This window comes from Vibrio sp. HI00D65 (assembly GCF_001635455.1).
GTDB lineage: Bacteria > Pseudomonadota > Gammaproteobacteria > Enterobacterales > Vibrionaceae > Vibrio.
This window is the reverse complement of record NZ_LWEH01000214.1, coordinates 104,830-128,023: the sequence shown is the minus strand read 5'-3', so window position 1 is coordinate 128,023 and position 23,194 is coordinate 104,830. Positions and strand designations below refer to the sequence as shown.

Sequence of the window (23,194 nt, the reverse complement as noted above, 5' to 3'; positions counted from 1 at the left end):
TCAGTAGCACAGTTTTAGCCATATACATGTAAGTGAACTGATTGAAAATGAAATTTTTTTACAGTTTGTGACGCGAAGTAGAAAATAATTATCTGATTGCTTGTTTTTTTGCTCGATAGTAATTGTGATTTAAATCTATATAAATCATAAGTTTATGGTTATTTTTGCGATTGCCTTACCACTAATTGGGTAATTCCTTTTGGGTAGCTGATCTGGGTCAATTTTTTTTACACACTGAAATAATATACTCAGCCCTGAAAGCAATTTACTAAGAACGCTGTTTTAAAGGGTTTATGGCAAGCAGCGAATTTAATAAAAAGTTTTTAATATTTATTATTTTAGGAGATCCACCATGCCTGTAACTAACTTAGCGGAGCTTGATGCTCTAGTCGCTCGCGTTAAAGCAGCACAAGAAGAGTTCGCAACATTTTCTCAAGAGAAAGTAGACGCAATCTTTCGCGCAGCTTCACTTGCAGCTAACCATGCTCGTATTCCACTAGCACAACAAGCAGTTGCTGAATCTGGAATGGGTATTGTTGAAGATAAGGTAATCAAAAACCACTTCGCTTCAGAATTTATCTACAACAAATACAAAGATGAAAAAACATGTGGCATCCTAGAAGAAGATGACAACCTAGGCACGATGACTATCGCTGAGCCTGTAGGTATCATCTGTGGTATCGTTCCAACAACGAACCCAACTTCTACTGCAATCTTCAAATCTCTAATTTCTCTAAAAACTCGTAACGGCATCATCTTCTCGCCACACCCACGTGCTAAGAACTCTACTAACGATGCAGCGAAACTGGTTCTAGAAGCAGCAGTTGCAGCGGGTGCTCCAAAAGACATCATCGGTTGGATCGACCAACCATCTGTAGAGCTTTCTAACGCTCTTATGAAGCATGACGGTATCGCTCTTATCCTTGCAACTGGTGGTCCAGGCATGGTTAAAGCAGCTTACTCTTCTGGTAAGCCAGCTATCGGTGTTGGTGCCGGTAACGTTCCTGTAGTTATCGATGAAACAGCTGACATTAAACGTGCTGTTGCTTCTATCCTAATGTCTAAAACATTCGATAACGGCGTTGTATGTGCTTCTGAGCAAGCTGCAATCGTAGTTAGCGAAGTATACGACGAAGTGAAAGAGCGTTTCGCTTCTCACAAAGCTCACGTTCTATCTAAAGCTGATGCCGATAAAGTACGTAAAGTGCTTCTTATCGACGGTGCACTAAACGCGAAAATCGTAGGTCAACCTGCTCCAGCAATCGCTGAAATGGCTGGCGTTAAAGTTCCTGCTGACACTAAAGTTCTTGTAGGTGAAGGTCTAGGTAAAGTTTCTTACGATGATGAGTTCGCTCACGAGAAACTATCTCCAACTCTAGGTCTATTCCGTGCTGACAACTTCGAAGACGCAGTTGCTCAAGCGGTAACTATGGTTGAAATCGGTGGTATCGGTCACACATCTGGCCTTTACACTAACCAAGATACAAACGCAGACCGCATCCGTTACTTCGGCGACAAGATGAAGACTGCACGGATCCTTGTAAACATCCCGACTACTCACGGTGGTATCGGTGACCTGTACAACTTCAACGTTGCACCTTCTCTAACTCTAGGCTGTGGTTCATGGGGGGGTAACTCTATCTCTGAGAACGTAGGTCCTAAGCACCTTATCAACAAGAAAACTGTAGCTAAGCGAGCTGAAAACATGTTGTGGCACAAACTACCTAAGTCTATCTACTTCCGTCGTGGTAGCCTTCCAATCGCAATGAGCGACCTAGAAGGTAAGAAACGCGCATTCCTAGTAACTGACCGTTTCCTATTCAACAACGGCTACGCTGATGATGTAGTTAGCCTGCTTAAAGCACAAGGCATTGAAGTTCAAACTTTCTTCGACGTAGAAGCGGATCCAACACTATCTGTTGTTGAGAAAGGCGCTGAAGCAATGAAGAGCTTCCAACCTGACGTAATCCTAGCTCTAGGTGGTGGTTCACCAATGGATGCTGCGAAGATCATGTGGGTTATGTACGAGCATCCAGAAACTCACTTCGAAGAACTAGCAATGCGCTTTATGGATATCCGTAAACGTATCTACAAGTTCCCTAAGATGGGTAAGAAAGCTGAGCTTGTATGTATCACTACAACTTCAGGTACTGGTTCAGAAGTTACTCCATTCGCGGTTGTTACTGACGATAAGACTGGTGCTAAGTACCCACTAGCTGACTACGAAATCACGCCAAACATGGCTATCGTTGATGCTAACCTAGTAATGAACATGCCTAAGTCTCTAACAGCATTTGGTGGTTACGATGCAGTAACTCACGCTCTTGAAGCTTACGTATCTGTTCTTGCTAACGAATACTCTGATGGTCAAGCTCTACAAGCACTTAAGATGCTTAAAGAGTACCTACCATCAAGCTACGCGAACGGTGCAAACGACCCAATCGCTCGTGAGAAAGTACACAACGCAGCAACTATCGCTGGTGTAGCATTCGCGAACGCATTCCTAGGTGTTTGTCACTCTATGGCGCACAAGATTGGTGCTGAGTTCCACCTACCACACGGTCTGGCGAACGCACTACTAATCTCTAACGTTGTACGTTACAACGCGAATGATAACCCAACTAAGCAAACCGCGTTCTCTCAATACGACCGCCCACAAGCACGTCGTCGTTACGCTGAAGTAGCTGACCACCTAGGCCTAAGCCAAGAAGGTGACCGTACTGCTCAGAAGATTGAACGTCTACTAGCATGGCTAGAAGAGTTGAAACTGAACCTAGATATCCCAACGTCTATCCAAGCGGCAGGAGTATCTGAAGCAGACTTCATCGCTAAGCTAGAAGAGCTAGCTGTAGAAGCGTTTGATGATCAGTGTACAGGTGCTAATCCACGTTACCCTTTAATCACTGAGCTGAAAGAAGTACTACTAGCGTCTTACTACGGCAAAGCATTTGTTGAAGGTGAAACTTTCGAAGGTACTACAGTTATCCTTAAGAAAGCTGACCAAAAACCAGCTGAAGCGAAAGCAGCGCCAAAAGCTAAAAAAGAAAAAGCTAACGCATAAGTAAGACGTTAGTTATGAGATAAGTTTTCGCTAGCACGATACTTATCTATCGGGAAAAAATTAAAGCCCCAGTCGAGAGACTGGGGCTTTTTTTTGATCTTTGTTTTAACTGGTAGTGACTGTTCGGGATTTAAACTTCGGCCGCAACTACGCGACCGCTAAAGTAATCGTTAGATATGATGTACTCAGCAGTTCTGGTGAGTTCGTCTTGAAGCTGTGCCCAATGGCAACGGTTTAACTTTCCATCGGCATTGTGAATAGCAGGAACGACACCCCCAACACGGATGTTAAATGGGGTTAACTCTTTGGCCCAACTGTGGGTAAAACCGGTAATCATAGAGTTGGCACTCTCTAAGCCTGACACGTCATGAAAGTCATCGTGCGATATGACATTCACTATCACTCCTTCTTTGCCTTCTGCACGTAACCTTTCAGCACTGATTTGACCGAAGGCGAATAGGGTAGATGCCATATTGGATAGGTCGTTGATAAAGCCACCAACCGGCTGGTCGCCGATTAGACTGGGCATTGGGGAACTCACCCAACTATTCACTAATACGTCGGGTGTGGTATTGAAGGTGGTTTGGATGAAATCGAATACGTTTAGAATCGCTTGGCTGTCATTGCTCTCAAGCGGGTAATGGTAAACAGAATCAGAGAATCGTGCGCATTGTGAATAGGCTGCTTGAAGGGCTTGCGTGTCGTTATCACAGAGGATGACGGTGGCTCCAAGGTTTACAAAGTGGTTCGCTATCGTCCCTCCTAGGCGCGAGCCAGCAGATGTTACCAATATGATTGAGCTTTTTATTTCCATCCCAGTACCTAAGCAAATCTTCCGTGTCGGGTAAGGATGGGTCAAAATTCATACAATGGGTGTGAATTGGTTCAAACTAAGGTGTGTGAATTGATAACTTTTTATGAACTTAGTGTCAGCTCACATTTTGTAGTAACTTCAAGCAGTAATCGACATGTGTTGATTTAAGGGCGCCTAAGGCTGGTAGTTCATATAATTCTCGTGAATCATTCGAATGGCGCGAATTAAACAAAGCAGATAGAGATACAGAAATAAAGTGAGACTGAAGCTATACCTGAGCCTGAATTTGATATTTACGCTGAGCAGTAGATAACTCATTGTAAAGCGTTGCTGACGGAAGATCTGGGTGGTTTTTGTTGGCTAGCTTACGACGATCATGACCAGAGAGGTTTTGATAAACCTCTTCAGGCAAGTCACCAGTGTCTTCGGGCATAAACGCCAGAGCTTCAGGTTTTAAGTAATGACAGAGTTTAGCGCTCACCAAGCTTGATTGGTGAAAGTGATTAGACTGTTGTGCTGAAATCTCATAAGACGATTGGTTTGAACGCAGTTGTTGTGGTGCGGCTACGCCAAACTGTTTACGTAGGCGATCTTCCGTTGTCTCAGTGACCTCGATGGTGTCGATGGGCGTGCAATCTCGAACATCATTAGAAAACATAGATATTAGCAACGCGAAATCTGCACGGCGACCTTGCTCAACCGCTTGGCTGATCCCGATGCCGAACTTCAGTTCGTTGATGATTCCTGCTTTATCTAAAGTATGTAATTGCATGATGCCTCTCGTTTGATACACCTTTAACGGCATGGAGTCGGCAAACTTTAGTCTTTAATTACAGGTAAGTAGGGAATTTATTTAGGGTGGGTAAGTGACGCTGAAAAACACTGAGTTAGCGGCTGTAGTTCGAGTTACTCATGCTGCAGATACAAAAAAGCTCACGCCAAGGCATGAGCTTTTGATAGATAACTCGCTAAAAATAGCGCAGCTCAAGTAATAGATTACTTCGCTAGGTTCTCTTCTACGAAAGACCAGTTTACTAAGTTCCAGAATGCAGCCATGTAGTCAGGACGAACATTACGGAAATCGATGTAGTAAGCGTGTTCCCATAGGTCAACAGTTAGAAGTGGAGTAACACCTTCTTCTGTTAGAGGAGTAGCAGCGTTAGAAGTGTTAACGATGTCTAGAGAACCATCAGCTTTCTTAACTAACCAAGTCCAAGAAGAACCGAAGTTGTTGATTGCTGAATCAGTGAATTTTGCTTTGAATTCTTCGAAAGAGCCGAATGCAGCGATGATCGCTTCTGCAACAGCGCCAGTTGGTTCGCCGCCTGCTTGAGGAGCTAGACAGTGCCAGTAGAACGTGTGGTTCCAGATTTGAGCAGCGTTATTGAAAACACCACCAGTAGAAGTCTTGATGATCTCTTCTAGTGTTTTGCCTTCAAACTCAGTACCTGGGATAAGACCGTTTAGCTTAACAACGTAAGTGTTGTGGTGCTTACCGTGGTGGAAATCTAGCGTTTCTGCTGAGATGTGTGGTTCTAGCGCGTCTTTCGCGTAAGGAAGAGCTGGTAGTTCAAATGCCATTGCTCAATTCTCCATTGATATGAAAGAGTTAACTCTTTCGATTGCTTCCAGTGATATTATTATTCATGGCTCGCTATGCTGCCAACCATGGTCAATTTGCTGACTTGGTTTCTAGTTTAGCAAGTTTTTACTTTATTAAAAGCATATTTCATCACTTTTATGTGAATTGTTAGTCTAGCTTGTTAACCATTTTTTTTATATGGTTTTTATTCTTTTGGTTTGGGGTAGAATAAAGGCAATAAAAGCCGTAATCCATTAACGAGGAAGCAATGGAAACTATCGATAAAATCAAACAGCAAATTGAAGAAAACACTATTCTACTGTACATGAAAGGTTCTCCTAAGCTACCTAGCTGTGGTTTCTCTTCTCAAGCGTCTCAAGCTCTAATGGCATGTGGTGAAAAATTTGCTTACGTAGATATTCTACAAAACCCTGATATTCGTGCAGAGCTACCAGCTTACGCACAATGGCCAACTTTCCCACAGCTTTGGGTTGAAGGTGAGCTAATCGGTGGTTGTGACATCATTCTTGAGATGTTCCAAAAAGGCGAACTTCAGCCAATCATTAAAGAAGCAGCAGCGAAAGTTGCTGGCGATGACGCTGAGTAAGTTCTAGCCTTTTCGCTGAACAATAGAATGAGGGGGCCTTAATTAGGCTCCTTTTTTGTTGGAATTGATTGAGAGTCGACTCGATAAGGAACAAACAATGAACGTAAAACTTCATTATGTACATGACCCGATGTGCAGCTGGTGCTGGGGATACAAGCCAACACTGGAGTTACTAAAACAACAATTACCCGCGAGCATTGAGTTTAACTACGTAGTGGGTGGCTTGGCTCCGGATTCTGATGAACCAATGTCAGAAGAGATGAAAGGCAAGTTACAATCTATCTGGAAACAGATCGAAGCCAAATTAGGTACAGAGTTCAATCATGAATTTTGGACTGAGTGTAAACCAGTTCGTAGTACTTACCCTGCGTGTCGTGCTGTTATTGCTGCGGGTTTCCAAGATCACTACGAGCAGATGCTTGAAGCGATTCAACACGCATACTACTTGCGTGCAATGCTGCCGCACAGCGAAGAGACACATAAGCAATTGGCTGAAGAGTTAGGTATGAATGTGCAGCAATTCGAGAACGATCTTGCTGGTAAGCTACTTGAGGGTGAGCTAGAAGATCAATTGAGCTTCAAACACGCTATGGGTGTGCATTCTTATCCAACTCTAATGCTTGAAGTCGACGGTATCTTCACTGAAGTCGAGCTAGATTACCACTCATCAGAAACGACACTTAAGTCGATTAGAGAAGTTCTAGTAAAAAGCGCTCCTACCGCCTAATTGACGATACTGAATCGTATTGTTCAAAACCACTTCAAAGGCTTGCTCGTAAAAGTAAGCCTTTTCTTTTATCCAACGAATTTGGACTCAGGATGTAACCTATCGGAGAAATCTCAGATACAAAAAAGACCGCACTAGGCGGTCTTTTTAAGTTTTGAAGATCGATTCTGACTATAGAACCATAGCTGCTATCCAACCGAATACGATCAGTGGGATGTTGTAGTGTAGGAACGTCGGTACAACGGTTTCCCATACGTGCTCGTGTTGGCCATCAGCATTAAGACCAGATGTTGGACCTAATGTTGAGTCAGAAGCCGGAGAACCAGCATCACCAAGCGCTGCCGCTGTTCCTACTAGAGCAATAGTTGCCATTGGAGAGAACCCAAATGCTGCCGCTAGTGGAACGTAGATAGTTGCAAGGATTGGAATCGTAGAGAACGAAGAACCGATACCCATAGTTACCAATAGACCAACCACTAGCATGAGTAGTGCAGCTAGAGGCTTGTTGTCACCGATGCTTGTTGAAAGTGCTTCAACCAAAGATTCAACGCCACCAGTTTGTTTCATTACTGCTGCGAAACCTGCCGCGGCAATCATGATGAAGCCGATCATTGCCATCATGTGTACGCCCTTGGTGAAGACATCTTGTGTCTCTTTCCAAGCAATTACGCCACCGAAAGTGAAGACCATGAAACCAGCAAGTGCACCGATGATCATTGAACCCGTCGATAGCTGAACCGTTAGTGCTGCAACAATACCTGCCGCCGCTACTAGGATGTGCTTCTTGTTGATCTGTTTCGCTTCAGTTGAAACAACCGTGTGAGATGTTTCTCTGTATTGGCGAGGCTTACGGTAAGTGAAGAACACTGCCGTTAGAAGGCCGAAGATCATACCTGCAGCTGGTAGCAGCATTGCCATTGGTACTTGGCTTGCTACTACGCTTTTAAGACCGTTGTCGTGAAGGTTCTTAAGCAGGATATTGTTTAGGAAGATGCCACCAAAACCGATTGGTAATACCATGTATGGTGTAATCAGACCAAAAGTAAGCACACAAGCAACCAGACGACGGTCTAAGTTCATTTTTGCGAATACGCCTAATAGAGGTGGAATTAAAATTGGGATGAAGGCGATATGTACCGGAATCACGTTTTGCGATGACATTGTCACTAGGATCAAAGACGCTAGGATGCCGTATTTAAGACCAGTCGATGCCGTGCTGTTCTCTTTGCCGTGAATGCGTTTAATAACACTTTGAGCAAGTAGGTCTGTGATACCAGAACGTGAGATAGCAACAGCGAATGTACCAAGCATAGCGTAGCTAAGTGCGATAGTTGCACCGCCGCCTAATCCACTTTCGAAAGCCGCAACTGCGTCATTCAAGCTCATACCAGAGGCCACGCCACCGATAATTGCACTGAATGTCAGAGCAACGACTACGTTTACGCGCATCAAAGCTAAAACAAGCATGATGCAAACTGAAATTACAACAGGATTCATATTATTCTCGGGATGTTGTGTTCTTTATTAAAGGTAATACGACAATACGTTTACCGATTCTATTTTATTCTTCGTCAACAAGCGGCCAACCACCAAGGGCTTTCCATTTGTTTACTATGCCGCAAAATAACTCAGCGGTTTTTTGCGTATCATACAAAGCAGAGTGTGCTTCTTTGTTGTCAAAATCCATCCCTGCTGTACGGCAAGCTTTAGCCAAAACGGTTTGACCGTAGGCAAGACCACTAAGAGCTGCAGTGTCAAAAGTAGCAAATGGATGGAAAGGGACGCGTTTAAGCTTACAACGCTCACTTGCCGCATTGACGAAGTTTAAATCGAATGTAGCATTGTGAGCGACCATGATTGCACGACTGCAATCTGAAGCTTTTTGTTCTTTTCTCACTAGCTTGTAGATTTCTTTAAGGGCTTCTTGTTCAGACACTGCGCCGCGTAATGGGCTAAATGGGTCTTTAATTCCGTTAAAGTCTAATGCTGCCTGCTCTATATTTGCGCCTTCAAAAGGCTCAATGTGAAAATGAAGCGTTGATGCTGGGTGCAGATCTCCGTTTTCATCCATTTTTAATGTAATGGCACAGATTTCTAATAATGCATCGGTTTCTGCGTTAAACCCTGCGGTTTCCACGTCGATGACCACTGGAAAATAGCCACGGAAGCGTTTTTTTAGGGTCAGAGCTTCGTTTTCTACAATCATGTTAGCCCAAATAAGTGTGATTAAGGCTGCATTATTGCAGATAATAGCAGTGATAAAAACTAGGAAAGGGCAATAAATCACAAATTACCAAGCGCGTTTCGGCTTGATAATTGCATGTTTAAATTCAACAGAAATAGGCGGCAATTGGCTGCATTGTTAAACGAATTGCTTAAGAGATACTCCACTTTATGAAGAAACAACTCATAACAGGTTCAATGCTATTTTCGCTCCTTATGTCGTCATCAGCTATGGCACAAGAAAAGCGTTACGGAGCATCTCCTCAACAGTCGAGATGGGAGATGGTGGCTAATACGCCGCTAGAATGTCGCTTAGTGCATCCGATCCCTAATTTCGGTGATGCTGAGTTCTCATCCCGAGCGAGTAAAAAAATCATTTTAGATTTTGAATTGAAAATGCGTCGTCCGATGGGCGCGACTCGTAATGTCAGCTTGATCTCTATGCCGCCACCTTGGCGCCCAGGCGAGAGTGCCGATCGCATGACAACCATTAAGTTCTTCCAACAATTTGATGGTTACGTTGGTGGCCAAACCGCTTGGGGTATCTTGAGTGAGTTGGAAAAAGGACGTTACCCGACATTCAGCTATCAAGAGTGGCAGAGCCGAGATCAGCGTATCGAAGTGGCGTTATCGTCAGTATTGTTCCAAGAAAAATACAATGTGTTCAGTGATTGTATCGCCAACTTATTGCCCTACAGCTTCGAAGACATCTCTTTCACTATCTTGCATTATGATCGCAATAGCGATCAGCTGAATAAGTCGTCACGTAAAAGGCTAAGTCAGATCGCTGACTATGTTCGTTACAACCAAGATATCGACCTTGTGCTAGTGGCTACTTACACTGATTCGGCTGATAGCAAAGGCATTAGCCAAAACCTGTCAGAACGAAGAGCGGAGTCATTAAGAGAATATTTTAAATCACTTGGTTTGCCAGAAGATCGTATCCAAGTGCAAGGCTATGGTAAGCGTCGCCCAATCGCGGACAACAGCTCACCAATTGGTAAAGACAAGAACCGACGCGTCGTGATCTCTTTAGGTCGTACACAGGTTTAAGCTAAACAATATCGTCTTGAAATGACAAAGCCCGTCTTGATGACGGGCTTTTTAATACTTTAAATTTGGAGTCGTTGTTTTAGCGTTACTCGTTTAGTTCAAGCGGAAGCGGGCGATCATTTCACAGTTGGTCGCGGTATCGATTTTTTCCACCATAGAGGCAATTTTGGGGTTTGGATGGCGTTTCATGAAATCGATCAGCGCTTTCTTACAACAACCAATAGAATCGATAAAGCTTGAACACTGAGTATTAGGGCATTGAGGGATCAGTGTGAGCACCTTTTCGGAAGCAAGTTGAAGATATTTGAGCTCGTATTCAGTGTCGCCAGCCCAACGCCAGAATTGAGCAAGGTTGTGGCAAGATATCACCGAGATAAGTAAGCGCTCATCGGCTTGAATATCAGTGCGTTCTGTAATTTCTTCACTTAATTGCAATGCCTGCTGATAATGGAGAATACTTCGTACAGGATCGTCGAGCTGCAATGCCGTATCGGCGAGTAACGTGTGTTTTTCCCATTCGCTAATCATTGTATTACCTCACTAATCAATAGGGGTGATAATTTAAATGATAATTATTATCATGTAAAGTTTCATCAGTGAGATTGTTAATAATAATGGGTAAAGAATATCGATTGTGGGGAGGGGGATAAAAAAGAAGCGAGCAGTGTGCCCGCTTCCCTATCCATTTCATCAGGCGTTCTAGCCTAATTTTACAAAGGTACTTTGGGATTAACCTTCAAGACCAGCGCTTGCTTGTTTGTTCTGAATTAGTTCAATCATGTAGCCGTCAGGATCTTTTACGAATGCGATATGAGTTGAGCCGCCTTTGACGGGGCCAGCTTCTCGCGTCACATTGCCGCCTGCCGCTTTAATCGCGTCACACGTTGTGTAGATGTCATCAACACCGATTGCAACGTGACCAAAAGCAGAACCAAGGTCGTATTCAGTCGTACCCCAGTTGTAAGTTAGTTCAATCACAGCACCTTGAGATTCGTCACCAAAGCCAACGAAAGCTAGCGTGTATTCGTACTCTTTGTTTTCGTTCTTACGTAATAGCTGCATGCCCATTACTTTTGTGTAGAATTCGATAGACTTATCTAGATCACCAACGCGTAGCATTGTGTGTAAAATACGACCGTTTGACATGATTTGCTCCTAGCTTTAACTATGTTTACGTTTTTGTAATTTTGTTTATGCCGCTAAAAACTCGGCACAGTTTAGCCAATAGGCTTGTTGTTCTTGCTTATGAACTTAGACGTCGATTTTTTCTTTGAACTCACACAGGTCTTCAATAATACAGCTGCCACAGCGAGGCTTACGCGCGACACAGGTGTAACGTCCATGAAGAATGAGCCAGTGGTGGACATCCAGTTTGAATTCTTTTGGCACTACTTTAAGTAGCTTGGCTTCGACGTCATCGACTGTCTTACCCATCGCGAGTTTAGTTCGGTTCGATACACGATAGATGTGGGTATCAACAGCAATGGTTGGCCAACCGAAAGCGGTGTTCAATACTACGTTGGCAGTCTTGCGGCCAACGCCAGGGAGAGCCTCCAGTGCAGCGCGATCTTCTGGCACTTCACCATTATGAAGATCAAGCAGCATGCGACACGTCTTAATGGTGTTCTCTGCTTTCGAATTAAACAGACCGATAGTCTTGATGTACTCTTTCAGGCCATCAACACCTAGGTCGTAAATTGCTTGCGGAGTATTGGCAACAGGGTACAGCTTATCCGTTGCCTTGTTCACACTGACGTCGGTTGCCTGTGCAGACAAAAGTACCGCAATAAGAAGTTCGAAAGGGCTACTCCAATTTAGTTCAGTCTCTGGCTTTGGGTTGTTTTCCCTCAAACGCTCAAGTATTTGTACTCGTTTTACATTGTTCATAGCGACATTACTTTCAAATAGTTAGGGCAGAGCTCTGGAGTTGGTATTCAATAAACTCGAAAACTCAGGCCGTATCATCGGTTACGCGCTCTTATGAGCGTCATTGTTATGTGTATTTGTTATATCTGTTTTCTGCCGAGCGGTTGAGCAACTCAGCAGGTTTTTGTCGTTAAGCGTTGGTCACGCGGGCACGCTCAATAACAGGTTTTTCTGGTTTTGGTTGTTTCGATTTCGCTTGATGATCGATGATATTTTTCAATGCAATCAAGAAACCAACACCAATAAAGGCACCCGGTGGAAGTAGAGCCAGCAAGAAGCTGTTATCAAATTGGAAAATTTCGATTCTTAAGGCTGATGCCCAATCACCGAGTAGTAGATCTGCGCCATCAAATAGGGTGCCATTACCAATGATTTCACGCATTGCGCCCAGTACCACCAATACTGATGTCATACCAAGCCCCATCCAGAAGCCATCTTGAGCGGCAGGTAATACTTTATTTTTAGAAGCGAAGGCTTCTGCTCGACCAATGATGATACAGTTGGTTACGATCAGCGGGATGAAGATACCGAGAGACAGGTACAGACCATACGCGTAAGCATTCATCAGTAGCTGAACACACGTTACCAGTGATGCAATGATCATCACGAATACCGGAATACGTACCTCTTTTGGCACGTGGTTACGAACCAGAGAAACAGCAACATTCGAACCGACTAATACAAGTAGAGTCGCAATACCGAGCCCAAGTGCGTTGGTTACCGTTGAAGATACAGCCAATAGCGGACATAACCCAAGCAGTTGTACTAGGGCAGGGTTGTTGGCCCACATGCCATTTTTGATTAATGTTTTATGATCACTCATTATTCACCACCACAATTTAGAGGTTGAGCAAGCAATGCTTGGTTGTTTTGGTTGACGTATTGGACCGCTTGTTTGACAGATTTTACTACCGCTCTAGGGGTAATGGTCGCGCCAGTAAATTGGTCGAAGTCACCACCGTCTTTACGAACCTTCCAACGGTCAAGATTAGAGTCCGTTACTTGTTTACCGGCAAAAGAAAGAATCCAGTCACTCACACGTAGATCAATCTTATCACCCAAGCCCGGAGTTTCTTGATGAGAAAGTACACGAGTGCCTAAAATGGTACCGTCGATTTTCATACCGACGATCACCTTAATCGCACCGTTATAACCATCTGGTGCAATTGCCTCGATAGCAATCGCGCTTGGCTCACCATTGATTTTGGCGATGTAAGCGGGCATCGCTTTCTCTGTACCAAGCTCTTCTGCTTGAACCAATGTACAAGACGAAAACAGTTCGTTGTCGTGAAGATCGTGTGGGATCACTTGGTTAAGTACAGATAGCAGTTGAGCTTGTTCTTGCTGTTTGATCTGATCTTTTGTTAGGTAGTGGGTTACTGCCACTAAACCTGTCGATGCACAGGCAAAAATTGCGAGCACAAGGCCATTTTTCTTAATTGCATTTAGCATGATGTCCGCTCCTTTAGTGGCCGTATGTACGAGGCTTGGTGTAGTAGTCAATCAGTGGAACACACATGTTGGCTAACAATACAGCAAACGCAACGCCATCAGGGAAGCCACCCCAACTGCGGATAATAAACACTAACGCACCAATTAGGGCACCAAATACCAAGCGACCTTTAACTGTCGTTGAAGCCGAAACTGGGTCGGTTGCAATAAAGAACGCACCAAGCATAGTCGCGCCAGACAGAAGGTGAATGGTTGGAGAAGCCGTTTCACCAGGAGTGAGCACTAAGAACACTAAGCTAAACAGAGTCAGACTGCCGATGAAAGCCACTGGGATATACCATTGGATAACACGTTGCTTAATCAGCACTAAACCGCCGATTAAGTAAGCAAGGTTTACCCATTCCCAGCCTACGCCAGCTAACCAGCTGAATTGCGGTTGAGATAGTGCTTCTGAAGCAGTATTGCCTGCCGTTAATGCCGTTTTGAATGCATCAAGTGGCGTCGCCATTGTGGTGCCATCAATGCCAAGGCGTGCTTGTTGCAGAGACAAACCTTCGTTATTGAAGCCTGTGAATATCATCAAGAATGAGTCAATAAAACTTGTCGCTTCTGCTGTTAAGCTCGCGGGTGCATTCCAACTGGTCATTTGAACTGGGAATGAAATCAGCAAAACAACGTAAGCGACCATCGCAGGGTTAAATGGGTTCTGCCCTAGGCCGCCGTACAAGTGTTTCGCGATAATAATAGCGAAGAACATACCAATGACGAGGATCCACCACGGAGAGTGCGGGGGAATGGCGACACTCAGTAGCCAAGCGGTTACAACAGCACTGTAATCACGCAGCGCCATCACTGGCGGACGTTTTCTTAACAGCATTACCGCGGCTTCAAAGATAACAGCAAGTGCAATAGCAAGTACTAACTGGATGAGGGTACCCCATCCAAAGAAGTAGGTTTGAGCTAGTAGACCAGGCAATGCACAAATAGCGACCCATTTCATGAGATCTGGGGTGCTTCTACGACTGTGCGCGTGCGGTGAGCTGGCGATAAAGAAGGCCACTACTCTTTCTCCTCATTGTTCTTTTTATCTAGCTCTTGCTGTGCTTTTCTTGCTTTCGCACGAGCAATAGCGGCAGCAACGGCTGCTTTTTTAGGATCGACTGGCTGTGATTGAGTCTCAGATTCAATCACAGTCTCTTTTTCAATTAATGGTTCAGCCACGGCTTCAGGAGCGACTTCTTGCACTTCAACCTGTTTAGCTTGCTGTGCTTTCTTCGCTTTAGCGCGCGCAATAGCGGCAGCAACAGCGGCTTTTTTAGGATTAACCGGCTGTGATTGAGCCTTAGCTACCATTTCAGTCTCTTTTTCGGCTACAGGCTCAGGAGCGATTTCTGGTGCCTCAACTTGTTTAGCTTGTTGAGCTTTTTTCGCCTTAGCTCGCGCAATAGCGGCAGCTACAGCCGCTTTTTTAGGGTCGGCTGACTCCTGTTGAGCTTCAGCTTCAATTCCAATTACGGGTTCAGGCATTTCTTCTGTTTCAGCCTGTTTAGCTTGCTGTGCTTTTTTCGCTTTAGCGCGAGCAATAGCGGCAGCTACAGCGGCTTTTTTAGAGTCGACCTGCTCAGATTTAATTCCAGCTTCAACTTCTATCGCGGATTCATGCGTTTCTTCTGTCTCAGCCTGTTTCGTTTGCTGTGCTTTCTTCGCTTTAGCACGAGCGATAGCGGCAGCTACAGCATCTTTCTTAGCGTCACCTGAGCTTTCAATTGGAGCTTCAGCAGCGGATTCCGCTTGCTGAGCTTTCTTCGCTTTAGCGCGAGCAATAGCGGCAGCAACGGCGTCTTTCTTAGCGTCACCAGAGCTTTCAACTGGAGCGTCAGAAGCGGATTCCGCTTGTTGAGCTTTCTTCGCTTTAGCACGCGCAATAGCGGCAGCAACAGCGTCTTTCTTAGCGTCACTAGAGCTTTCAGCAGGGGCTTCAGAAGTTGGTTCCGCTTGCTGTGCCTTCTTCGCTTTAGCACGAGCGATAGCGGCAGCAACAGTATCTTTCTTAGCGTCACCAGAGCTTTCAGCAGGAGCACCAGAGCTTTCAGCAGGAGCACCAGAAGCTGATGCTGCTTGTTGTGCTTTCTTCGCTTTGGCGCGAGCAATTGCAGCTGCAACAGCGTCTTTCTTGCCTTCACCAGAGTTATCGGCTTGAGTTTCTGCAGAAGCTTGTTGAGCTTTGCGCTCTCTAGCTTGTCGTTTACGCTCTTCGCGTAGTTTCGACATTTCAGAGTTGTCAGGTTCAGCGCCGTTTTCCTTCAGAGCTGCAGCTTGTTTCGCTTTTGCCTTTGCGATAGCGGCAGCAACCGCAGGTTTCACTGCTGGCTCTTCATTCGGAGCCTGATCCGCAGCAGCTTTTTGTGCTTTAACACGAGCAATAGCAGCAGCAATAGCATCATCACCGCCAGATGTTTTCATATCTTTACGGCGGTTATCTGCGGCTTTTTTAAAGCGGTTTTCACGCTCTGCTTTATCACGCTCCATACGAGCGTTTTTCTCTTCAAAGCGAATCTTGGCACGCTCTGCAGCAGCGGCTTCATCTTTTCGGGTTTTGATTTCAGCTTTCGCTTGGCGATAGTACTGAACAAGAGGGATTTCGCTTGGGCAAACAAATGCACAAGCACCGCATTCAATACAGTCTTTAATATTTAGCTCTTCACACTTGTCCAGTTCATTGGCTTTCGCGTGCCATTGCAGTTGTTGAGGCAGTAGAGAGGCAGGACAAGCTTCGGCGCAAGCACTGCATCGAATGCACTCCATCTCGTAAGTGCTTGGTGCAATCTCACGACGTGTTGGCGCTAAAATACAGTTCGATGTTTTAGTGATCGGCACATTGGCATGTGGCAAGGTAAAGCCCATCATCGGGCCACCCAGAATCAAACGCGGTAGCTTTTTATCGGCTTTGTAGCCAAACTCTTCGAGCAACTCGTGTACAGGTGTGCCTAATAGTGCCCAAACGTTACGAGGTTGCTTAAAAGTCTTACCGGTTAAAGTCACGACGCGGTTAACTACGGGTTCACCGTTGATTACTGCTCTCTTAATAGAGTAGAGAGAGCCAACGTTCTGAACTAATACACCAATGTCAGCAGGGATGCCGCCAGCAGGAACCTCTTTATTAGTGAGGATCTTAATCAGCTGTTTCTCACCACCTGAAGGGTATTTAGTTGGGATCACGCGAATGACGATATCTTTGTCTTTCGCGGCAACCTCAAGTGCTTTTATTGCCGCTGGCTTGTTGTCTTCAATACCGATAACGGTCAGCTTTGGTTGAAGGATATGTTCAACTATCTCAATGCCTTTTAACACTTCTTCGGCGTGCTCTTGAAGCAACTTGTCATCTGATGTGATGTAAGGTTCACATTCAGCTGCATTGACGATCAGAATATCAGTGCGACCTAAGCCTGACTGGAGCTTTTTCGCAGTAGGGAATCCCGCACCACCCATACCTGAAATACCGGCTTGGCGAACAATATCAAGCAGCTCGTCTGAAGTTTTCTTTGAAAAGTCTTCAACGGGATTTCTTTCAATCCAAGCGTCTAAGCCATCAGGTTTAATGACCACACTGAGTTCACTCAAGCCTGACGGATGCGCGGTAGTTCTTGGTTCGATAGCAGTAATCACACCGGATGTAGGCGCATGTACCGGCAATGTAAAACCGGTATCTAGAGCCGTTAGTTGCTGGCCTTTCAGTACGGTGTCACCCGCGGCAACTAATAAGTTACCAGGTTTTCCAATGTGCTGTTTTACCGGAAGGACTATTTCTTCTGGCAGCCTTGCATGAACGATAGCAGTAGTATTGGACTGTTTCTTGTTTTCAGCAGGGTGCACGCCACCCGGGAAGCTCCAAATAGAGCCCGTGCGAATTTGTTCAATTAAAGAGAGCATACTAACCCTATGCCTTAGGCTCTGACGCGGTTGCATCAGTTGCTTGGTTAGTGATATCCGTAACAGGAATGATGTTCATCTGCCATTTCCAATTTTCAGTCGTTGTTGCCACTGGAATCATTTCAATACAGTCAGTAGGGCACGGCGCGACACAAAGATCACAACCAGTACATTCGTCTTTAATTACTGTGTGTAGTGCCTTAGTACCACCAACTATGGCGTCGACAGGGCAGGCTTGAATACATTTAGTACAGCCGATACACATATCTTCATGAATGAAGGCAACAGTTTTTACTTTGTTATCTAAGTCGTGAGCGGAGTCTTCAACTTCTACGCCCATTAAGTCTGCTAGTTTCTCAATGGTTGCTTGGCCGCCAGGAGGACATTTATTGATTTTGTCTCCGTTAGCAATCGCTTCTGCGTATGGGCGACAACCTGGGTAGCCACACTGACCACATTGAGTTTGCGGTAAAATTGTATCGATTTGATCGACGATAGGATCGGCTTCTACTTTGAAGCGAATAGAGGCGAAGCCCAAAATAGCGCCAAAAACAGCGGCTAAAACAGCTAACGCAATGATCGCAATTAAAATAGTACTCATGCTTATTTCACCAACCCAGTAAAGCCCATGAATGCCAGAGACATTAGGCCTGCTGTGATCATCGCTATCGATGCGCCTTTAAATGGCATTGGAACATCAGCAACCGCAATACGTTCACGCATTGCAGCAAATAGGATCAGAACAAGAGAGAAACCTACCGCCGCGCCAAAACCATAAACGATCGACTGGATGAAGTTATGGTTTTCATTGATGTTTAAGAGTGCCACACCTAATACCGCACAGTTGGTGGTGATAAGAGGCAGAAAGATACCCAATAGGCGATATAGCGTTGGGCTGGTTTTGTGAACGACCATTTCCGTGAATTGAACAACCACCGCGATAACCAAGATGAAACTCATGGTACGCAGGTATTCAATACCCAGAGGGGTAAGGATGTAGGTTTCTACTAGGTATGCAGAGACCGACGCTAACGTTAGAACGAAAGTCGTCGCGAGGCCCATGCCAATCGCAGTCTCCAGTTTCTTGGAGACTCCCATAAATGGACATAGTCCTAAAAACTTCACTAGCACAAAGTTATTGACCAGCACTGTGCCAACCAACAACAAAAGGTATTCGGTCATAATGGATTAATTCTTGAGATTCCGATCCAGATATTATCCTGCTTTGCTCACTTAATAACAACCAGTGAACGGTGTGGTTTTGTATGTCTGATGGAAATTTATACGCTTAATAGGAGGGTCGCAGATCTCATCGCAACAAATTAGTTGTTCTGGCGCGTAAAAGTGACACGCATGCCAAGGGTGGGGAGCAGGTCATTTTGGTGAGTGGAGAATTGACAATTTTAACGAGTTCACTGTCCAATCTTACTAGTGGCAGGCCTAAGAGGCTACCTCTTGTTGAACCAATTTGCCTATCAGTCTTAGAAAACTATTTCATCATTGAGGACTGTGGGGCAAAGTCACATCATTGGCCTCAAATGAGTCTCACGTAAGCAAAAACTTAATCTGCGGAAATTATTTTGTTGCAATTGAAATTTTAGCAAGCGTCTAGGCAAAGTTTTATCCAGTAAAGAAAAAACAAAAAAAGACATTTACTGTCATAATTGATAGTTTAATGATTTAAATTTCAATATCTATTAATAACAAAGTAAAATTCAGTCTATTTTTTATAAATAAGTTGTGAAAAGGTTGAATTTTTGTATTTTAGTTTTTTTTGTTTCATGGTACTGAGTTTTTTATATATAGTGATTTTTACTTAAAAGTTACTTATTTTTTCTTTTTAAATAATCATTTAATTAATCGTGTTAACGTTCGGTTAGTGATCAATGGTTGAATGAATCAAGTGACATATAAGAAATTGTTTCAAATGAATCCAGCATTTATCCACATGGATTATATTTGTATAAATATTATGGTTATTCGGTTTTCAAGGCTGATTTATGTACAAAGTAAATAAATGGTTAATACATTTAGACCACCCGTTGGTGACTGATTTACTCAAAAATGAAGAAAAACGCATCGGCTATCACGATCACCTTGTGATTCTAATGTTATGTGAAAACGCTGGAAAAATTATTACTAAAGAAGATTTGTTGAGCAGAGCTTGGCCAGGAAAACACGTTTCGGAAGGCTCACTGACACAATCGATCAGCGCGATACGTACTTTGATCCAAGATGATGGGAAGCAACAAAAGTATCTGAAAACGGTCGCTAAGGTTGGTTATAAACTAGAAAGTGAGACGGTGTCATGGCGGGAAGATGATGATAAATCAGATAACCAAGACAACTTATTCGCTGGGGAACCAAGCGGTAAGAGTGAGAGCTTTGAAGAGAGTTCTGAAAAAAAAACACGATTCACATTCGGACGTAATCGAATCTTTATTGTTCTAGGCTTTATATTCATAGCGATTGCAGCATTGTTTCCATTGGTGTTTACAGCAAAAGAGCCCAAATTAACGAGTTGGCTTCCACTGACTAAAATGTTTTCTAACGAGGCTTTAACTGTCTATTGTGATAATGAAGAAGAGGCCAAATTGGTTGCAAAAGGCGTTAACCCTTTGGTTTCTCGAGGAGTTAAACAAGGTAGGTTAAGCCGATTGATCTTAGCCCACTCTCAAGAAAGCTTATCTATTGTAATACTCAAGCCATTGGCACCGCCTGTCAATCTAGTGGTTTTGTTTGAATCTCCTCAATCAACGGATGATCTCGTAGGTGTAGTTAAAGCGGAGCTTAGTCACTATGTTTACTAAAAATAAAAGCGTTTACTTTCTTCTGTTTTGTCTTTGCTTAATGCTGGTTTCCATTGCATATAGTCTACGTTCGAAAAATAGTGCTTTGGTCAACTCTACAACCCTCTACATGACAATAGATGGTGACTATAAGGCCACAGAGCACATGGACGTCGTGATCAGTGATGGAAATTTTGAGGCGGTTACGGCTATAAAAGAAGCTGGACTCAATTACAGCTGGAATATTCACACAAAAGGAAAATTCATTCGCAAGAGTGATGGCCTATTTAATGTAAGCTTACGTGAAGAACGCGTTGATCATAGAGGTATTGATTTTGAACATGGTGACAACATGCTCGTTTATGATAAATATATTGAATCGCGAAAAAAGCTATCGTTTTTTAAATCGGTTCAAGTGGTTGAAGAGTTGCCGAATCAATATAAGCTGATCATTTCAAATAGTCCTGTAAAGAAAATGTTTGCTGTAAAAATGGAGCCTTTACCAATCGGAAGATTTTATTATGACTATTAACATTTTAACTATGTTTTAATTTTTTTTGACTTTTTCAATTATTATCAATTGTATCATTATGGGGCATCTCAGTTTAATAAGAGATGCTTTAACCATGGGCTTTGTTGCGTAATTAGATCTAAAAATATAGCGACCCCGTTTCGGGTGTTTCTTAGTCGATACGACAAGTTTCAGGCATACCTAACCCAGTAAGTTTGTTCAACGCTTTTATCATCGCGTAAGTTTCACCCACCTGTGCATTGTAATTTCTTAAGCTCAGTTGCCCTCCTAGCAACCGTTTAACTCGATACATCGCTGTTTCTGAGAGTGAACGTTTGTGATATCCATACCGCTCTTAACCCTTGCAGAGCTCTCAGTGGCATAGCAAAAACTCGTTTCACCATGAGCGCTGTCGTGATAGCTAAATCGCTGAACAGATGTGGCCTCCCGCGCTTTTTCTGTTTGCTTTGCGCCCAGCCACTTATCGCTTCTTCATCAATCCAAAAGGTCAGAGAACCACGGTTAATGAGTGATTGGTTGTATCGCTTCCAGTTGGTTGTTTTGTAACGAGGTTCAGGCATAGAGCTTCGAGAGGGAGTGGACGTAGCTGATCAGATCGTAGGTTCTGGATTGAGTTCAATTGAATTACGCAACAAAGCCACACCTATCCACGATTGTCGCACTTATTATCTGAAATCGGGCATAAAGAATGCCATTAACATCATATAACCTACCTACATAGCTTAGAAAAAATCACAAGACCAAAACCCTTGTTAAACTAAATAAATCATACAGTATGAGTGTATTTTCAATAAAATAGAGTAAGAATATTATATGAAATAATGCTTTAGACCTTTTTACATAGATTTCTCATTTTAATTATATTTTTTTTGTTATTTCAATTAAAAAAAACTCCATTATTTTAAGCCTAAGAGTTGTGATGAAAAATAATAAAATACAACTTTTGGGCGGTCAGACTTTAATAAAGTTTTCTAATTATACAAATGGAGTATTAAATGAAATTTAAGCTTAGTCCGTTAGCGCTTGTTCTACCCTGCGCTATTCTGTCTTCAGCCAGTAGTTATGCTGGCGATACACTGCCACAGTGGGTAGGCTCCCAAAAAGTATTTGAAAGTGTCTCTAGTACCGTTGATCCTGAGCGCCTTTGCCAGACTTTTAATAGCTTGACAGCACAAGCTAATCAATGGCTTCAAAAAAACGGCTACCCTGACTCAACGATGAGTAAAGACTTATGTACGGCTGTTGTGGTTCAAACAACACACAAATCTCTCTTTTTTTACGACATACAGTCTGCAGCAAGATGGGACACCGTTGGTTGGAGTGAATATTGGCTCGATGAACAAATAGATGTCACTGAGGAAGCTGGATTAATTCTATTGTCGGAAGTAGTTGGAAAAACTAAACGTGCTCGTTACATGCTATATAACTTAGCAGGTGGAGATCTCGTTCACCAACTTGGTCAATTTGATTACAAAGAAAATATAGGCAAAAGGCACGACCATTACCAGGAGTACTATGGTCTGCACTTTACTAAAGATGCTAATGTTTCAGATTCTGATGGGGTAGTAATGCCAACATTTTGGTGGCGAGATGATTCGTCGGCCAATATTCTATCAAGCACTTATCACAACAGTAGCTTTCAATCTTTTATGATCGATAGAAGTAACGAAGAACTTTATAATGATGTGAGAAGTGCAGCTATCAGTCACCTAAAAGCAACGGATCAAGCAATAACTGAAGAAGCGATAGAGTTTGCTCTACCACATTTCTACTACCAAACCTGTTCTGAAACTGGGCAAACAGATCCCCGTTGTTTGCCTGGTGGCGCAGAGAATGGAAACAATATTAAAATTCCATATATGTTCCCTCAATCGGATAGCAACGGTCGATATAGCCATGGTACCAGCAGTACCGTCGGCATTTCGATTGGCGCTGGTGCCGATATCTCAGGTGAAGGTCCAACTGCTGGATTCAATATTGGCGTATCACAAGACTGGACGCAAGAATTCTCTAGGGAGGGTCAGATGCTGTCCCTTGATAGAAATGCCCTAACTGGTAACTTTGGTGGATCATGGGTATATAAAATCGACCCAATTGGCGTGAAAGGGATCAAAGATTCAGCAGCGCTCGAAGAAGTTGGTTACATGGACGACCGATTTTTAAATGCAAATACAGTCATCGGAGAAGATGCATGGAAGACAATTGATCTATCAAACCAAATTGACTGGCAAGAAACAATGACTGCAGACAATTGCCGTAATGGTGAATCGAGAGAGATGTGGTTTATAAACACATACGACATAGCACGTTCAGCCCTAACTGTGTACGAGGGTGCAACAGAATTTCGTCCGAAAATCGAAACACATGAAGGCGGCTACTACGGTAACCCTGATCCTGCAACTGCGATTTCTCGAGGCACGATCATTAAAGTCGACACAATCTGTGAAGATGGTTTGCGTATCGCTAAACCTGGCTTGTTGCGTTAATAAGGAGACAAA

General features: G+C 43.6%; 21 protein-coding genes and 1 pseudogene. 7 read left to right on the top strand and 15 right to left on the bottom strand.

Going from position 1 to position 23,194, the window contains the following annotated elements:
* The first annotated feature begins 352 nt into the window (after positions 1 to 352).
* Positions 353 to 3,061 carry a bifunctional acetaldehyde-CoA/alcohol dehydrogenase gene (gene adhE, locus A3712_RS16180; RefSeq protein ID WP_063524267.1) on the top strand — a complete coding sequence of 903 codons (2,709 nt, stop codon included), beginning with the start codon at positions 353 to 355 and terminating at the stop codon, positions 3,059 to 3,061.
* 130 nt (positions 3,062 to 3,191) lie between these two features.
* Here adhE and A3712_RS16175 read toward each other — a convergent pair whose 3' ends face one another.
* The 3 genes from A3712_RS16175 to sodB all read right to left on the bottom strand — a co-directional run bounded on the left by A3712_RS16175 (position 3,192) and on the right by sodB (position 5,456).
* Positions 3,192 to 3,875 carry an SDR family oxidoreductase gene (locus A3712_RS16175; protein WP_063524266.1) on the bottom strand — a complete coding sequence of 228 codons (684 nt, stop codon included), beginning with the start codon at positions 3,873 to 3,875 and terminating at the stop codon, positions 3,192 to 3,194.
* A gap of 268 nt (positions 3,876 to 4,143) precedes the next feature.
* Entirely contained in the window at positions 4,144 to 4,647 is a 504-nt protein-coding gene (locus A3712_RS16170) for a VC2046/SO_2500 family protein (RefSeq protein ID WP_269451428.1), read from the bottom strand.
* 224 nt (positions 4,648 to 4,871) lie between these two features.
* Positions 4,872 to 5,456 carry a superoxide dismutase [Fe] gene (gene sodB, locus A3712_RS16165; protein ID WP_063524264.1) on the bottom strand — a complete coding sequence of 195 codons (585 nt, stop codon included), beginning with the start codon at positions 5,454 to 5,456 and terminating at the stop codon, positions 4,872 to 4,874.
* 269 nt (positions 5,457 to 5,725) lie between these two features.
* Between sodB and A3712_RS16160 the strand changes: the two genes are divergently transcribed.
* Both A3712_RS16160 and A3712_RS16155 read left to right on the top strand, forming a co-directional pair.
* Positions 5,726 to 6,064, top strand: a complete 339-nt coding sequence (locus A3712_RS16160) for a Grx4 family monothiol glutaredoxin (RefSeq protein ID WP_004741702.1) — start codon at positions 5,726 to 5,728, stop codon at positions 6,062 to 6,064.
* A 97-nt stretch (positions 6,065 to 6,161) separates the two neighbouring features.
* On the top strand, positions 6,162 to 6,791 hold the full coding sequence (locus tag A3712_RS16155; RefSeq protein ID WP_063524263.1) for a DsbA family protein: 630 nt from the start codon (positions 6,162 to 6,164) through the stop codon (positions 6,789 to 6,791).
* Between the two features lie 171 nt (positions 6,792 to 6,962).
* Here the strand turns inward: A3712_RS16155 and A3712_RS16150 are convergent, their stop codons facing one another.
* Both A3712_RS16150 and rnt read right to left on the bottom strand, forming a co-directional pair.
* Positions 6,963 to 8,288, bottom strand: coding sequence for a Na+/H+ antiporter family protein (locus tag A3712_RS16150; RefSeq protein WP_063524262.1), 1,326 nt, complete (start codon positions 8,286 to 8,288; stop codon positions 6,963 to 6,965).
* 64 nt (positions 8,289 to 8,352) lie between these two features.
* Complete coding sequence (gene rnt / locus A3712_RS16145) at positions 8,353 to 8,997, bottom strand: ribonuclease T (RefSeq protein WP_004741699.1); 645 nt, start codon at positions 8,995 to 8,997, stop codon at positions 8,353 to 8,355.
* Positions 8,998 to 9,185: 188 nt separating this feature from the next.
* On the opposite strand from rnt, the gene motY reads away from it, so the two are divergent.
* Positions 9,186 to 10,067: a flagellar protein MotY gene (motY, locus tag A3712_RS16140; RefSeq protein WP_063524261.1), complete on the top strand. Its 882-nt coding sequence runs from the start codon at positions 9,186 to 9,188 to the stop codon at positions 10,065 to 10,067.
* A gap of 93 nt (positions 10,068 to 10,160) precedes the next feature.
* Here the strand turns inward: motY and A3712_RS16135 are convergent, their stop codons facing one another.
* The 9 genes from A3712_RS16135 to rsxA all read right to left on the bottom strand — a co-directional run bounded on the left by A3712_RS16135 (position 10,161) and on the right by rsxA (position 18,557).
* Complete coding sequence (locus A3712_RS16135) at positions 10,161 to 10,595, bottom strand: DUF2753 domain-containing protein (protein ID WP_063524260.1); 435 nt, start codon at positions 10,593 to 10,595, stop codon at positions 10,161 to 10,163.
* Positions 10,596 to 10,796: 201 nt separating this feature from the next.
* Entirely contained in the window at positions 10,797 to 11,213 is a 417-nt protein-coding gene (gloA, locus tag A3712_RS16130; RefSeq protein ID WP_019822356.1) for a lactoylglutathione lyase, read from the bottom strand.
* A 105-nt stretch (positions 11,214 to 11,318) separates the two neighbouring features.
* A complete protein-coding gene (gene nth / locus A3712_RS16125) occupies positions 11,319 to 11,954 on the bottom strand; it encodes an endonuclease III (RefSeq protein ID WP_063524259.1) in 636 nt (211 codons plus the stop codon).
* A gap of 169 nt (positions 11,955 to 12,123) precedes the next feature.
* Positions 12,124 to 12,816 (bottom strand): electron transport complex subunit E, encoded by a 693-nt coding sequence (locus A3712_RS16120; protein ID WP_063524258.1) that lies wholly within the window; start codon positions 12,814 to 12,816, stop codon positions 12,124 to 12,126.
* The gene (gene rsxG, locus A3712_RS16115; protein WP_063524257.1) at positions 12,816 to 13,445 is read right to left on the bottom strand and encodes an electron transport complex subunit RsxG; all 630 of its coding nucleotides are present in this window, start codon (positions 13,443 to 13,445) and stop codon (positions 12,816 to 12,818) included. Before rsxG ends, A3712_RS16120 begins: the two co-directional genes overlap by 1 nt.
* A 13-nt stretch (positions 13,446 to 13,458) precedes the next feature.
* Complete coding sequence (gene rsxD / locus A3712_RS16110) at positions 13,459 to 14,505, bottom strand: electron transport complex subunit RsxD (RefSeq protein WP_063524256.1); 1,047 nt, start codon at positions 14,503 to 14,505, stop codon at positions 13,459 to 13,461.
* Entirely contained in the window at positions 14,505 to 17,375 is a 2,871-nt protein-coding gene (gene rsxC / locus A3712_RS16105) for an electron transport complex subunit RsxC (RefSeq protein ID WP_063524255.1), read from the bottom strand. The genes rsxD and rsxC overlap by 1 nt, the downstream gene beginning before the upstream one ends.
* A gap of 7 nt (positions 17,376 to 17,382) precedes the next feature.
* Positions 17,383 to 17,976, bottom strand: coding sequence for an electron transport complex subunit RsxB (gene rsxB / locus A3712_RS16100; protein ID WP_004734040.1), 594 nt, complete (start codon positions 17,974 to 17,976; stop codon positions 17,383 to 17,385).
* A 2-nt stretch (positions 17,977 to 17,978) separates the two neighbouring features.
* Positions 17,979 to 18,557 carry an electron transport complex subunit RsxA gene (gene rsxA / locus A3712_RS16095; RefSeq protein WP_004737335.1) on the bottom strand — a complete coding sequence of 193 codons (579 nt, stop codon included), beginning with the start codon at positions 18,555 to 18,557 and terminating at the stop codon, positions 17,979 to 17,981.
* A gap of 818 nt (positions 18,558 to 19,375) precedes the next feature.
* On the opposite strand from rsxA, the gene A3712_RS16090 reads away from it, so the two are divergent.
* Positions 19,376 to 20,185 (top strand): winged helix-turn-helix domain-containing protein, encoded by an 810-nt coding sequence (locus tag A3712_RS16090; protein WP_063524254.1) that lies wholly within the window; start codon positions 19,376 to 19,378, stop codon positions 20,183 to 20,185.
* Complete coding sequence (locus A3712_RS16085; protein ID WP_063524253.1) at positions 20,175 to 20,696, top strand: hypothetical protein; 522 nt, start codon at positions 20,175 to 20,177, stop codon at positions 20,694 to 20,696. The genes A3712_RS16090 and A3712_RS16085 overlap by 11 nt, the downstream gene beginning before the upstream one ends.
* A 151-nt stretch (positions 20,697 to 20,847) precedes the next feature.
* Here A3712_RS16085 and A3712_RS16080 read toward each other — a convergent pair.
* Positions 20,848 to 21,256, bottom strand: a pseudogene (locus A3712_RS16080) (transposase).
* Between the two features lie 435 nt (positions 21,257 to 21,691).
* Here A3712_RS16080 and A3712_RS16075 point away from each other — a divergent pair.
* On the top strand, positions 21,692 to 23,182 hold the full coding sequence (locus A3712_RS16075; RefSeq protein WP_063524252.1) for a hypothetical protein: 1,491 nt from the start codon (positions 21,692 to 21,694) through the stop codon (positions 23,180 to 23,182).
* Positions 23,183 to 23,194: the final 12 nt, after the last annotated feature.

What these genes read in the sequence shown, in the direction of transcription:
- adhE (WP_063524267.1), top strand. Translation starts at nt 353, where the DNA reads ATGCCTGTAACTAACTTAGCGGAGCTTGATGCTCTAGTCGCTCGCGTT.
- A3712_RS16175 (WP_063524266.1), bottom strand. Translation starts at nt 3,875, where the DNA reads ATGGAAATAAAAAGCTCAATCATATTGGTAACATCTGCTGGCTCGCGC.
- A3712_RS16170 (WP_269451428.1), bottom strand. Translation starts at nt 4,647, where the DNA reads ATGCAATTACATACTTTAGATAAAGCAGGAATCATCAACGAACTGAAG.
- sodB (WP_063524264.1), bottom strand. Translation starts at nt 5,456, where the DNA reads ATGGCATTTGAACTACCAGCTCTTCCTTACGCGAAAGACGCGCTAGAA.
- A3712_RS16160 (WP_004741702.1), top strand. Translation starts at nt 5,726, where the DNA reads ATGGAAACTATCGATAAAATCAAACAGCAAATTGAAGAAAACACTATT.
- A3712_RS16155 (WP_063524263.1), top strand. Translation starts at nt 6,162, where the DNA reads ATGAACGTAAAACTTCATTATGTACATGACCCGATGTGCAGCTGGTGC.
- A3712_RS16150 (WP_063524262.1), bottom strand. Translation starts at nt 8,288, where the DNA reads ATGAATCCTGTTGTAATTTCAGTTTGCATCATGCTTGTTTTAGCTTTG.
- rnt (WP_004741699.1), bottom strand. Translation starts at nt 8,997, where the DNA reads ATGATTGTAGAAAACGAAGCTCTGACCCTAAAAAAACGCTTCCGTGGC.
- motY (WP_063524261.1), top strand. Translation starts at nt 9,186, where the DNA reads ATGAAGAAACAACTCATAACAGGTTCAATGCTATTTTCGCTCCTTATG.
- A3712_RS16135 (WP_063524260.1), bottom strand. Translation starts at nt 10,595, where the DNA reads ATGATTAGCGAATGGGAAAAACACACGTTACTCGCCGATACGGCATTG.
- gloA (WP_019822356.1), bottom strand. Translation starts at nt 11,213, where the DNA reads ATGTCAAACGGTCGTATTTTACACACAATGCTACGCGTTGGTGATCTA.
- nth (WP_063524259.1), bottom strand. Translation starts at nt 11,954, where the DNA reads ATGAACAATGTAAAACGAGTACAAATACTTGAGCGTTTGAGGGAAAAC.
- A3712_RS16120 (WP_063524258.1), bottom strand. Translation starts at nt 12,816, where the DNA reads ATGAGTGATCATAAAACATTAATCAAAAATGGCATGTGGGCCAACAAC.
- rsxG (WP_063524257.1), bottom strand. Translation starts at nt 13,445, where the DNA reads ATGCTAAATGCAATTAAGAAAAATGGCCTTGTGCTCGCAATTTTTGCC.
- rsxC (WP_063524255.1), bottom strand. Translation starts at nt 17,375, where the DNA reads ATGCTCTCTTTAATTGAACAAATTCGCACGGGCTCTATTTGGAGCTTC.
- rsxB (WP_004734040.1), bottom strand. Translation starts at nt 17,976, where the DNA reads ATGAGTACTATTTTAATTGCGATCATTGCGTTAGCTGTTTTAGCCGCT.
- rsxA (WP_004737335.1), bottom strand. Translation starts at nt 18,557, where the DNA reads ATGACCGAATACCTTTTGTTGTTGGTTGGCACAGTGCTGGTCAATAAC.
- A3712_RS16090 (WP_063524254.1), top strand. Translation starts at nt 19,376, where the DNA reads ATGTACAAAGTAAATAAATGGTTAATACATTTAGACCACCCGTTGGTG.
- A3712_RS16085 (WP_063524253.1), top strand. Translation starts at nt 20,175, where the DNA reads ATGTTTACTAAAAATAAAAGCGTTTACTTTCTTCTGTTTTGTCTTTGC.
- A3712_RS16075 (WP_063524252.1), top strand. Translation starts at nt 21,692, where the DNA reads ATGAAATTTAAGCTTAGTCCGTTAGCGCTTGTTCTACCCTGCGCTATT.